The sequence below is a fragment of the Micromonospora sp. II genome, assembly GCF_001709195.1.
GTDB lineage: Bacteria > Actinomycetota > Actinomycetes > Mycobacteriales > Micromonosporaceae > Micromonospora > Micromonospora chalcea.
Genome location: NZ_LYXF01000078.1, coordinates 219,849 through 232,250, shown reverse-complemented (window position 1 = coordinate 232,250; position 12,402 = coordinate 219,849). Strand labels below are relative to the sequence as shown.

Genomic DNA, 12,402 nt, shown 5'->3' with positions numbered 1-12,402 from the left:
CGGTGGACCGGGCGAACGGGGCGTACTCATCGCCGCGCGCCCGGGGTACTCGCGTTCATGCAGCATGTGGGCTAGTTTCAGCCGGGTGAGCGAGGTGGCGAGCGTTCCCGTCGAGGCACAACTAGAGGCGTACCGGTCGGAGCTGACCGGCTACTGCTACCGGATGCTGGGTTCGGCCTTCGAAGCCGAGGACGCGGTGCAGGACACCTTCGTCCGGGCCTGGCGCAACTTCGACAAGTTCGAGGGGCGGTCCGCGCTGCGGACCTGGCTCTACCGGATCGCCACGAACGTCTGCCTCAGCATGGCTACCAGCGCGCAGCGCCGGGTCCGGCCGATGGACCTCGGCCCGGCGGGCGTCGGCACGGCCACCCATCCCGGCGAGCCGCGCCCGGAGCAGATCTGGGTCGGCCCGGCGCCCGACGACCGGGTCCTGCCCGAGGTCGCCGACCCGGCCGAGGTGGTCGCCGGCCGCGAGTCGGTGCGGCTGGCGTTCGTCGCGGCGTTGCAGCACCTGCCGCCGAAGCAGCGGGCCGTGCTGATCCTGCGCGAGGTGCTCGCCTGGTCCGCCCAGGAGGTCGCCGATCTGCTGGACACGTCGGTGGCGAGCGTCAACAGCGCGCTGCAGCGGGCGCGGGCCACGCTCGCCTCGGCCGACACCGAGGCCGACGCGCGCCGTCCGCTCGACGAGGAGCAGCAGGCGCTGCTCGCCCGCTACGTGCGCGCGTTCGAGGCGTACGACCTGACGGCGCTGACCGCGCTGCTGCACGAGGACGCGACGCTGTCGATGCCGCCGCTGCCGCTGTGGCTGCGCGGCCCCGCGCACATCGCGGACTGGATGGCCGGCACCGGCAGCGGCTGCCGCGGGTCCCGGCTGGTGCCGACGGCCGCCAACGGAATGCCCGCGTTCGGGCACTACCGGCGTGACCCCGACGGCTCAGGACATGTGCCGTGGGCGCTGATCGTCATCGGCGTCTCCGGCGGCCGGATCACGTCGCTCAACAACTTCCTCGACGTCGACCGCCTGTTCCCGCTGTTCGGGCTGCCCGACCGGCTGGAGGAGGGCGCCGGCCAGCCCGAGCAGGCCGGCCAGCTCGCGTAGGTCGTCGCCCGCCCCGCGTACCTCCAGCCCCCAGCCGAAGCGGCGCGCGGTCAGGCGCAGCCGCGCCAGCACCTCGACCGTGACCAGGTCGGGCGCGGCGACAGCGGACACGTCGCACACCACCACGCCCCGGTCTCGGCCGCGCAGCGCCTCGGCCAGTTCGGCGCAGCGGGCGGCGATGTCCGCGCGGGTCGGCGTCCCGCCGGCCAGGGAGAGCATGTGCGTGATCACACGCATTGGACCGGCGTACGTCCCGGCTCTCATCGGTACGCGCGTGCCGAACCGCGTGCAGTTACATCGACGTTAACTGCTATACCAATCATCGGTGCTCGGCTATATGATCCCGGTAGTTCACCCCGAAGCCTCACGAAACCGCAGCTCCCCGCACCCCTCGGGTCGAACTCCGCAAGCCAGGTGCCCCGCATCGTCGTGCCTGGCGACCGCCCGGCGTTGCGGTTCAACCTGCCGGAAAGGTGGGAACGGATGACAGGGATGCCGTCCTTGGTCATCGGCGTCGCGTCCTCGTCGGCCGAGCGACGGCAGCTCGCCCAGCTGCTCGGCGGCACCGAGGCGTTCCTGATCGTCTCCAGCGTCCACCAGGCCCGCCGCTTCCTCGACCTGGTCCGTCGTCCGTCCGGCCCGCCGCCGTCCGGCCCGCCGCCGTCCCGGCCGCAGCCCGCCGGTGAGTCGCCCGCTCCGTCGTCCGGCGCGTCCTCCGTCCCGTCGTCCGGGCTGGAGCTGGGTGTCGACTCCGACCGGCGGGTGCTGCGCTGGCGGGAGCGCGAGGTCGGGTTGACGCCGCTGGAGCACGACCTGCTGGTCTGCCTGGCCGGCACGCCCGGTCAGGTGTGGACGTACGCCCGGCTGCACCGCGCGGTCTGGGGCAACGACCACCTGGGGCGGGGCTCGGACATGCACTCGGTGGTACGCCGCATCCGGCGCAAGCTCGCCCGCCTCAACGTCCCCGCCACCATCCACGCCGTCCGAGGCGTCGGCTTCCGCCTGACCCCACCCTGACCCCGCCCTCCCTCGCCCTGCCCGCGCCCCGCCCGCGCCCCGCGCCGCTGATCTTGCACTTGCGGCCTCTCGGGTGGGGCTTTTGTGCGCCTTGCCGGGGCGGTAAGTGCAAGATCGCGGGGGAGAGGGGGGTGGCGTGGGGCGGCCCGCCCGGTGCGGGGCACCGGGCGGGCCGACTCATGTGTGTTTCGGGTCAGCAGCGGGTGGGGGAGAGGGTGAAGTCCTCCACCGTGGGCGTGCTGCTGTTGATCTTCGTTTGGCGCGTCTGGGGCTTCCAGCCGTCCTTCGCGACGATCAGCGTGAGGGGGTTGTTGCGCCGGTCCATCCAGTAGGCGTACCGGCCCTGGGCGTCGGTGGTGAAGGTGTAGGAGTTCGCCCAGGAGTCGACCTGCACGGTCACGCCCGCCAGCGGCGCCGTCGCGCCCTGGCAGCTCTTGCCGGAGACCGTGCCGGACAGCTTGCCCCAGGTGTTCGGCGGCTGCGCGATCATGGTCACCGCCACCGGCTCCACGGTGTACGGGGTGTCCTCCTTGATCGCCACCGACGCCGAGTACGTGCCCGGCTGGTCGACGTTCGCCGTCATCGTGAGGGTGACGGTGACCTTCTCACCGGGCGCCAGCGTGACCTTCGACTTGTCGACGGTCAGCCAGCTCACGTCGGCGGCGGCCTCCGAGCACTCGGAGAAGCCGGGCAGGACCTCGCTGTCCTTGGTGGCCGTGAAGCTGCCCGACGAGCCGCCGATCTTGTAGAACCCGCAGGCCGCGCCGCCCCGGTAACGGGGGGTGTTGGCGTTGGGCAGGTTCGCCCACGAGTTGGTCGCCGGGTCGAAGGCGAAGCCGGCGTTGGTGATGGCGCCGCCCTGCGACCCGCCGACGACCAGCAGCTTGCCGTTCGCCACCGCGTACGAGGAGGCCCAGCTGTCGGCCGGCGCGTCCGGGATGGCGGTCCAGGCGTTCGCGGACGGGTCGAAGGCGTACCCGGCCTTCTGCGACGTGGTGCCGTCGTTGCCGCCGGTGCAGTAGACGATGCCGTCGATCCCGCCGCAGGACAGGAACGCCACCGACTTCGGGTACGCGGGCAGCGTCTCCCAGGCGTCCGCGCCCGGGTCGTAGCGGACAACCGAGTTGGACATCGGCGTGCAGCTCGCGGTGGTGCAGCCGCCGATCGCGTACAACTTGCCGCCCGCGACCGCCTGGCCGGCCGCCGAGCGCGGCGCCGGGTTGTCGGCCTTGCGGGTCCAGGTGTTCGCCGCCGGGTCGTACGAGAAGGTGGCGGCGTCCGGTCCGGCGGCGCCCCAGCCACCGGTGGCGACGATCTTCCCGTCGATCACCCCGACCGTCATGGCGTTACGCGCGCCGGGCAGGTCGGCGATGCCGGTCCACGCCTGGGCGATCGGGTCGTACCGGTAGTTCTTGGCGCTCGACGTGGTGCCGTCGCCACCGGCGATGGAGTAGATCTTGCCGTCGACGCTGACGACCCGGTTGTCCATCACGTTCGACGGGTAGCCCGGGATGGTGGTCCACGGGTCCGCCTGCGGGGCCGCCGCCGCGCCGATGCCGGTGGACGACTTGCCGGACGAGCGGGCCGCGAACGAGGTGGCGGCGGTCAGCCGCTGGACCGGCGCGCCGGTCGAGCCGAGCAGCGCCTGCTGGGACAACTGGGAACCGTCGGCCCGTTGCAGCACGAACCCGCCGTCGCGCTCACTGAACTCGGCGTTGACCGGCGCCCCGCCGGTGTTCGTCACGGTGAACGTCTTGCTGACCTTCCCGCTGGGCATCCGGGCCGTGCCGGTGATCGAGGCCGGCTTCACCGACAGCCGGCCGGCGGCGAGCTGGAAGTTGGCCGCGGTGGCCCAGTCCTCCTCGACCGTGACCTGCTTGGTCTGGCTCACGTAGTTGCCCGCGCCGGCGGTGAACGGGTGCTTGCCGGTCAGCGACGAGAACATCCAGTAGAAGCCGTCGGGCAGTTCGGTGTCATCAGGCGTGGCCACCGTGGTGGCCTTCTCCGCCGGGCGGTCCTTGCTGGTCACCGTGGCGCCGTTGACGTAGCTGTTGTCGTTCTTGTCGCGGACGTGGCCGAGCACCAGGCCGCCCTTGACCGGCTTGCAGACGAGCGTGCTGCCGATGAGGACGTTGTCGACCTGCCACCACCATTCCCAGCTGGCCTCGTAGTAGTGGAAGCGCACCCGCACCTGCGACTGGCCGGCCGCCTGCGGGATCGGCACCTCGGTCACCCGCGGGCCGCGCACGTCGGCCGCCTGCCGCAGCACGTTGCTCCACGTGGTGCCGCCGTCGAGGCTCAGGTCGACGTCCGCGCGGTCGCTGTTGAGCCAGTTGTAGTCCTGGTTGAACCGGATCACCGGCGTGGTCACGCCGGTGAGGTCGACCACCGGGCTGACCAGCGAGGTGTCCTGCTGCCCGCCGCTGCCGTAGTTGTCGCTGTCGATGATGGCGAAGTTGCCGCTGCCGCCGGTCAGGTTGCCGCGCTCACCGGCGTCGGTGAACTCCCAGACCTGGCCGGTGCCGGCGTTGTCCACCACGGTCCAGCCGTCCGGCACGCCCGTGCCGTCGAACGTCTCGTACTCGCCGTCGGAGCTGACGGTGTAGCCGGGGGCGGTGGTGCACGCCTCGGGGTTCGCCTGCACCGCGATGTTGGCGACGGCGTTGCCCGAGCCGACGGTGACCTCCTTGGTGGTGGTCAGGTAGCCGGCGTACTGCGGCTCGACAGTGAGCCGGTAGGTCGCCCCGGACGGCAGCGACAGGCTGTAGCGGCCGGTGGTGGGCGTGGTGTAGTCGGAGATCGGCGTGCCCTCGACGCTCACCTTCGCGTACAGCGGCCAGCCGTGCCCGGACCCGTCGGTGACCTGCCCGCTGACCGTCACGCTCGGCACCGCGGTGAGCGCGACGTCAAGCGTGGTGGTCGTGTTCGCGGTGACGGTCGCGGACAGCGTGCGCGTGGCGTACCCGAAGGTGGAGACGACGACCTGGTAGTCGCCGGCCGGCAGCAGCGAGGAGTACGTGCCGTCGGCGCCGGTGGTCAGCGTGCGGTCCGCCGCGCCGGACAGCGTGACGGTGGCGCCGGCGATGCCCGCGCCGGTGGCGGCGTCGGTGACCTTGCCGGCCAGCGTGCCGTTGTCCCCGATCGGGGCGGCGGCGAGCAGCGCGAGCGCGTCCAGCCGGCCCTCGCCGTAGACGTTGTTGTCGTCGGTGGTGCCGCCGCACTGGGTGTCACCCTTGTCGATCGCCGCGTCGTCGAGCAGCGCGCGGGTCGCCGGGACGTCGCCGACCAGGGTGGGCGCCGCCGACCAGAGCAGCGCGATCGCGCCGGCCAGGTGCGGCGCCGCCATCGAGGTGCCGCTGATGCTGGCGTACGAGTTGGTCGGCACGCTGGAGCGCACGTTGACGCCGGGCGCCGAGATGTTCGGCTTGATCTCGCCGTTCTGCCCGGTGCCCCGGGACGAGAAGCTGGCGATGTTGTTGTTGACGTCGTACGCGCCGGCCGAGTAGTTGCTGGCCAGGCTGCCCGGCGAGCCGCTGGTCTGGCAGGACGGGCCGTTGTTGCCGTTGGACCAGACGCCGAAGATGCCGGACGCGGTCCAGGCGTTCGTGACGTCCTCCATGAACGGCTCGTTCGACGGCGTCCTGGTGCCCCACGAGTTGTTGATGATGTTCGGCCGCTTGCTGGCGTCCGGGTTCTGCCCGTTGAGGTCGGTGGGCTCCAGCATCCACTGGCCGGAGGAGACCAGCGCGGCGTCGGACGGGCAGCACCCGTTCGCGGCGATCCACTTGACCTCGGGGGCGACACCGATCTGGTTGGCCCCGTCGGCGCCGGCCATGGTGCCCATGGTGTGCGTGCCGTGGCCGTCGGAGTCGCACGGGGCGGTGGCGCACTCGTCGGCCGCGTCGAACCAGTTGTAGTTGTGGTCGAAGGTGCCGTCACCGTTGTTGCCGCGGTACGAGTTCACCAGCGCCGGGTGGTCGAACTGGACGCCGCTGTCGATGCTGGCCACYGTGATGCCGGCGCCCTTGACGCCGTACTGGGACCAGACGTCGTCGGCGTTGATGTTGGCGATGCCCCACTCCAGCGCGTTCGCCGACTTCTCGTCGGTGCCCGGGGTGGTCTCGGGGAGCTTGTACTCGATCGGCGCGTACAGGCCGTCCACCTCGGAGTGGGCGGCGAAATTCTGCGCCATGGTCAGCGAGCCGTCGGTGACCTTGATGGCGTTGGTGGCCCAGAAGCTCTGGTACTTCGTGCCCGAGCGGTCCAGCTCGGCGCGGATCTTGGCCTGGCTCTCCGCGGCGGTCTTCTTCAGCGCCGCCGCGACGGCGGCGCCGCGCTCGTTCCAGTCCTTGATCGCGGCGGCCTTGCCCAGGTCCGCCTTGCCCGAGAAGTGGATCCAGAAGTCGCCCTCGCTCTTGCCCTCCAGCTGCCGGGTGAGTTCGGGGCGGATCTTGTCGCCGGCCGACGCGCCGGTAGCCGTGCCGGCCTGTGCTCCAGTGCCGGTGGCGGCCAGCGCGGTCGCGGCGAGCACCAGGGCGGCGCCCGCGCTCACCAGCCGCCGGGCCGGGCCCCATCTGTGTGGACGTCTCAGCATCGGTGCTGCCTCCTGTTCCGATGACCCGCTGATGATCGAGCCATGGCAGAAGGGCCAGGAGACGCGCTCTCCCGACTGGTCGCACCGGTATTACCAGAACCCCCCAGGCCCCCTAGGTGTCCGTGCGGGTCTACGCCGGTCACCTGAATGGACACTATGATCGACATGAGGGAACGATCAATGACCGTACGTGAGCAACATGTCACCAACAGGCCCCCGGACCGGATGGCTTGTTGACAGTTTTTGTCACGGTGGGGCGCGGTGACGACTGACGGCACGAACGCGGCGAACTCCGGCACCGAGCCGCCGGAGCGGCCCTTCTCGCTCGTCATCGGCGTGACGTCGTCCCCGGCCGAACGGCTGCGGCTGACCGAGCTGCTCGACGGCGTCGCGCCCCTGTTGATGGTCGCCGATCTGGACGAGCTGCGCGAGTTGATCACAGCGGACGCGCCGGACCCGGCCGGCGCGCCGGGTCCGCCCGTACCCGAGCCGAAGCCCGCGCCGGACGGCGCGCTGGTGATCGACGCAGCGCGCTCCACCGCCCGGTGGGGCGACCGCGAGACCGCCCTGACCCGGCTGGAGCGCGACCTGCTGACCTGCCTGACCGCCGAGCCGGTACGGGTGTGGAGCTACGCCGAGCTGCACCGGGCGGTCTGGCGCGACGCGCCGACGCACGGCCGGGCCGACGTGCAGTCCCTGGTGAAGCGGTTGCGACGCAAGCTCGACGAGCTGGGCACCGGCGTCACCATCGCGGCGGTACGCGGTGTCGGCCTGCGGCTCACCGACCACCGCCACCCCCGGGTGCGGGGCGACTGAACGCCGCGGCGGCCGGACGGCTGAACCCGTGGTCCGATCGGAGGAGCGGGCCTGCCGGTGTGGCCGGAATTGATGGCGACCGGTCGATTACCGGTGCGGCACGTATCGCGAAATGTCTTTGCCTCCTACGGTGGCGTCCGGCACGCGGACGGAGGGACCCGGGAATCACCCGAGGGGGGCCGTCCCGGCGGACAGGGAGAGTCATCTCGATGCGAGTTTGGAGTCGCGCGGTGGCGGTCATCGCCGCCGGCGCGGTCGTGGTGGTGGGCGTACCGGCGCTCGCCGGCACCGTCGTCGTGCGGGACGCCGGCGCGGCCGGCCGGACCGGCGCCCAGGCGACCGGGAGCAGCGCCGCGCTCGGCGCCGCGCGTACCACCGCCACCCGGGCGCTGGTCACCCCCGGGGACACCCGGCTGATGCCGACCACGCCCCGCACCGACACGCCGCGGATCACCAACGGCGAGATCACCGACATCGAGGTGATCGGCAACCGGGTCTTCATCGCCGGCACGTTCACCTCGATCGCGAACGTCGGCGGGTCCGCGATCGCGCAGAAGTCCCTGGCGTCGTACAACCTGGACACCGGCAAGGTGGACACCGCGTTCAAGCCGGTCATCGACGGGGCGGTCACCGCGGTGGAGGCGTCACCGGACGGCTCGTCGCTCTACATCGCCGGCACGTTCAACACGATCAACGGCGTCACGAAGCGCAAGATCGCCCGGCTGAACCCGACCACCGGCGCGCCGATCGCCGCGTTCACCGCCACCGCCAACGCGCGGGCCACCGCGCTCGCGGTGAGCGGCAACGCGGTCTACGTCGGCGGTCAGTTCGCGACCGTCAACGGGGTCAGCCGCAGCGGCCTGGCCGCCCTCAACCCCACCACGGGCGCCGTCGACACCGGCTTCAACCTGCCGCTGACCGGCGGCATCGGCGTCGGCGGCATGCTCACCGTGCAGCAGCTCAAGCTCACCCACGACCGCAGCAAGCTGCTGGTCGTGCACACCGGCCGCCAGATCGCCGGCCAGGACCGCTACGGCGTGGCCCTGATCGGTACGGCCAGCAAGGCGCTGCTGCCCTGGCGTACCCGGCTGTGGGAGGACAACCTCTCCTTCGTCGGCGGCATCCAGCGCGTCTTCGCCGGTGACATCGCGCCGGACGACTCGTACTTCGTGGTCACCAGCGGCTCCGGCGGCGACCGGCCGCCGATCAACGACACCGCCATCGCGTACCCGCTGACCGGGAACGACCACGTCGAGCCGCTCTGGATCTCCCGGCACTTCGACAGCATCTACTCGGTCGCGATCACCGACACCGCCGTCTACGTCGGCGGGCACTTCAGCTGGCAGGAGTCGCCCACGTCGAACGTGCCGTGGCCCGGCCTGGACAACGTCGGCTACGGCACCGGCCAGGGACTCAGCGGCTACGGCCTCGGCGACCAGGTGGTCCGCCGCGACCACCTCGGCGCGCTGGACCCGCTCACCGGCACCGCGCTGGAGTGGAACCCCGGCTCCAACTCGTACGAGGGCGAGAAGGCGATGATCGCCACCTCGCGCGGCCTGCTCGTCGGCGGTGACGGCAACGTCAAGGGCGGCAAGACCACCGGCCGGGTGGCCTTCTTCGACCTCTCCAAGGAGCCCGCGCCCACGCCGCTGGACACCACAGTCACCACGCCGATCGAGGGCGCGGTGAAGCCGGCCGGCGAGGAGTTCACCATCAGCGGCCAGGCGCTCGCCCCGGCCGGAGTGGCCCGCGTCCAGCTGGAGATCCAGGACCGCAACAGTGGCAAGTACCTCCAGGCCGACATGACCACCTGGGGCGCGTTCAAGGCGATCAACACGACGCTCGCCGCGCCGAACGCCACCTCCACCACGTGGAGCCTGCCGGTGACGCTGCCGGCCGGCGTCTACCAGTTGCAGGCCAAGACGTTCGACCGCAACGGGGCCGGCGACACCACAAAGGCGGTCAAGAAGATCGAGACGTTCCGCTTCGACGACCTGCCGCCGTCGACCCGGATCAGCTCACCGTCGGCCGGCCTGCTCGCCACGCAGACGTTCGTGGCCTCCGGCACCGCCACCGACGACAAGGGTGTCAACTCGCTGATCTACTCGTTCCGCACGCCGGACAACAGGTACCTGCAGGACGACGGCACCGTCGCCGCCGTCTACAACACGTTCCGCGGCGAGCCGGACGTGATCGGCGCGACGTCCACCACCTGGCAGTACGAGGTCACGCTGCCCACCGAGGGGCAGTGGAAGATGACCGCCACCGCCGTCGACACCACCGGGCAGAGCGACCTGCGCGGCGACACCCGCGACTGGACCGTCTCCGCCAACGGCGTACCGCCGACCGTGGCGATCACCTCGCCGGTGGCGATGACCCCGCCCGGCAACCCGGCGCCGCTCACCGTCGCGCCCGGCGGCACGATCACGTTCGCCGGCACGGCGAACGACGACGACGCGCTCAAGTCGGTGGAGATCTACCTGCGCAACAACACCACCCGCGAGGCGCTCGCCACCGACGGCACGTGGGGCGCCGACTCGGTCGCCGGCTACCACCGGATCTCCCCGACCAACCTCGACGCCGCGACGTTCGACTGGTCGTTCACCACCGTGCCGCTGACCCCGGGCGTCTACGACTTCCGGGTACGCGCCACCGACAAGCTCGGCCTGACCACCTCCAGCAACAACATGGGCCGTCTCACCGTCACCGCTCAGGTGCCCGGCGACGCCTTCCCCAACGGGTTGCTCAGCTTCACCGGCACCAACCAGGACATCGACCAGCTGCACCTGGACCTGGTCGGCACCGCCACCGACGACAAGGGGGTACGGGCGGTCCGGATCGCGCTGCGCGACCTCGACACCGGCCGGTACGTGCAACCAAACGGCACCATGGCCGCCGCGTTCGCCACTGTCGACGCGACGCTCGCCTCGCCCGGCGCGACCAGCACCGCGTTCACGCTCTCGATCGACCTGCCCACCCGGGGCACGTACAGCGTCGAGGCGTGGGCCGTGGACACCGCCGGTCAGCAGGACAACTCGACAAGCGGCGCGACCGCCCGCTACCTGGTCTACCCGGGTGACACCGACCCGACGCTGGAGCCGAGCATCACGCCGGTCGAGGGCCAGGCGTACACCGGCGGCCGGATCGTGATCACCGGCCGGGCCGTGGACGACGGCGGGATGCAGAAGGTCGAGGTGCAGATCGGCAACAGCGCCGGGCAGGGCATGAACTCGGCCGGCACGTTCGGCCGGGCGGGCGCGCCGAGCAGCTGGCCGTGGATCGCCACGTTCCTCACCAGCCCGGGCTCGCCGGGGTCGAACTTCGCGTACACGTCGCCGGTGATCCCGGCCGGCACGTACACGGTGACGATCCGCGGTATGGACAACCGGGGGCAGTACCAGCAGCCGCCTCGTACCGTCACGGTGACCGTCACCGACTGACCGGACGGCCTCGCGGGCCGGTCCGCGCCGGGTCTCCCGGCGCCGGGCCGGCCCGTGCCCGTTCTCAGGGGCGGATCAGGCACATCCCGGCGACGGCCGGCCGGTCCATGGTGGCCAGCGCGTCCGGCGCGGCGTCCAGGTCGATGGTGCGGGTGACCAGGTCGGCCGGGCACAGCACCCCGGCGGTGACCAGCCGCAGCATCTCCGGGTACGCGTGGGCCGGCATGCCGTGGCTGCCGAGCAGCTCCAGCTCGTACGCGATCACCAGGTCCATCGGCAGCGCCGGGCGTCCCTGCGCGGCGGGCAGCAGCCCGACCTGCACGTGCCGGCCGCGCCGGCGCAGGCCCTCGATCGACGCCACGCAGGTGGCGTGAGCGCCCAGCGCGTCCAGCGACAGGTGCGCGCCCCCGCCGGTGGCGTCCCGGATCGCGGCGGCCACCTCGGCGGGACCGCCCAGCGTGCTCGCGTCCACGCAGACAGCGGCGCCGCTGTGGCGGGCCAGTTCCAGCGCGCCGGGCGACACGTCCACCGCCACCACCCGTGCCCCGCTCGCCGCCGCGATCATCACGGCGGACAGGCCGACGCCGCCGCAGCCGTGCACCGCCACCCACTCACCGGCGGCCACCCGGCCCTGCGCGATCACGGCCCGGAACGCGGTGGCGAACCGGCAGCCGAGCGCGGCGGCGGCCGCCTCGTCCAGCTCGTCCGGCAGCCGGACCAGGTTCACGTCGGCGTGCCGTACCGCGACCAGCTCGGCGAACGAGCCCCAGCCGGTGAAGCCCGGCTGCGTCTGCCGCTCGCAGACCTGCTGGTCGCCCGCGAGACACGACGGGCACCGCCCGCACGCGCAGACGAACGGCGCGGTGACCCGGTCGCCGGGCCGCCAGCCGCGTACGTCCGCGCCGGCCGCCACGACGACGCCGGCGAACTCGTGCCCCGGCACGTGCGGCAGGCGGATGTCCGGGTCGTGGCCCTGCCAGCCGTGCCAGTCGCTGCGGCACAACCCGGTAGCGCCGACCCGGACGACCACCCCGTCAGGCGCGGGCGCCGGATCATCCACCCGGCAAACCTCTGGCCGCACCCCGAACCGCTCGAACACCACAGCACGCATGCCCCCGATCCTCACACCCCCACCCCGCGCCCCCTCCCGCCCCCTCCCCGCTCCCGCGATCTTGCACTTGCGGGCCGGTAGATGTCCTGAATGCCCCATCTGACCGGGCGGAAAGTGCAAGATCGCCGGCGAGGGTCGGTGCCAGCCTCGCCTGCCCGTCCCAGGCGCGTCGGGTCTCCCATGGCCCGAGATCCGTGGTCCGTATCCCGGGAGCAGTCGTAGATCTTGGTACGAGAGCGCCCTCATGAGGGCCGTTTCGTACCAAGATCTACGGGTGGTTCGGGGCGCCGAGGCGAGGGAGGGCGCGCGGGGCGGCTCAAGTCGG

At 72.0% G+C, this 12,402-nt stretch carries 6 protein-coding genes and 1 pseudogene; 4 read left to right on the top strand and 3 right to left on the bottom strand.

The genetic code is table 11. The features are described from left to right. Positions 1 to 64 precede the first annotated feature (64 nt). On the top strand, positions 65 to 1,099 hold the full coding sequence (locus tag A8711_RS29450; protein ID WP_064447444.1) for a sigma-70 family RNA polymerase sigma factor: 1,035 nt from the start codon (positions 65 to 67) through the stop codon (positions 1,097 to 1,099). A 30-nt stretch (positions 1,100 to 1,129) separates the two neighbouring features. Here A8711_RS29450 and A8711_RS33015 read toward each other — a convergent pair. After that, positions 1,130 to 1,318: pseudogene (locus A8711_RS33015) on the bottom strand (hypothetical protein); the annotation flags it as partial. A gap of 264 nt (positions 1,319 to 1,582) precedes the next feature. On the opposite strand from A8711_RS33015, the gene A8711_RS29445 reads away from it, so the two are divergent. Next, entirely contained in the window at positions 1,583 to 2,116 is a 534-nt protein-coding gene (locus A8711_RS29445; protein ID WP_069089976.1) for a winged helix-turn-helix domain-containing protein, read from the top strand. Positions 2,117 to 2,309: 193 nt separating this feature from the next. Here the strand turns inward: A8711_RS29445 and A8711_RS29440 are convergent, their stop codons facing one another. After that, positions 2,310 to 6,710, bottom strand: a complete 4,401-nt coding sequence (locus A8711_RS29440; protein ID WP_069089975.1) for a S8 family serine peptidase — start codon at positions 6,708 to 6,710, stop codon at positions 2,310 to 2,312. Between the two features lie 261 nt (positions 6,711 to 6,971). Here A8711_RS29440 and A8711_RS29435 point away from each other — a divergent pair, with 261 nt between their 5' ends. Beyond that, positions 6,972 to 7,526: a winged helix-turn-helix domain-containing protein gene (locus tag A8711_RS29435; protein ID WP_064447446.1), complete on the top strand. Its 555-nt coding sequence runs from the start codon at positions 6,972 to 6,974 to the stop codon at positions 7,524 to 7,526. Positions 7,527 to 7,735: 209 nt separating this feature from the next. Further along, complete coding sequence (locus A8711_RS29430) at positions 7,736 to 10,966, top strand: Ig-like domain-containing protein (RefSeq protein WP_069089974.1); 3,231 nt, start codon at positions 7,736 to 7,738, stop codon at positions 10,964 to 10,966. A 64-nt stretch (positions 10,967 to 11,030) separates the two neighbouring features. On the opposite strand, the gene A8711_RS29425 is transcribed toward A8711_RS29430, so the two are convergent. Beyond that, a complete protein-coding gene (locus A8711_RS29425) occupies positions 11,031 to 12,026 on the bottom strand; it encodes a zinc-dependent alcohol dehydrogenase family protein (RefSeq protein ID WP_233607909.1) in 996 nt (331 codons plus the stop codon). Positions 12,027 to 12,402: the final 376 nt, after the last annotated feature.

What these genes read in the sequence shown, in the direction of transcription:
- A8711_RS29450 (WP_064447444.1), top strand. Translation starts at nt 65, where the DNA reads ATGTGGGCTAGTTTCAGCCGGGTGAGCGAGGTGGCGAGCGTTCCCGTC.
- A8711_RS29445 (WP_069089976.1), top strand. Translation starts at nt 1,583, where the DNA reads ATGACAGGGATGCCGTCCTTGGTCATCGGCGTCGCGTCCTCGTCGGCC.
- A8711_RS29430 (WP_069089974.1), top strand. Translation starts at nt 7,736, where the DNA reads ATGCGAGTTTGGAGTCGCGCGGTGGCGGTCATCGCCGCCGGCGCGGTC.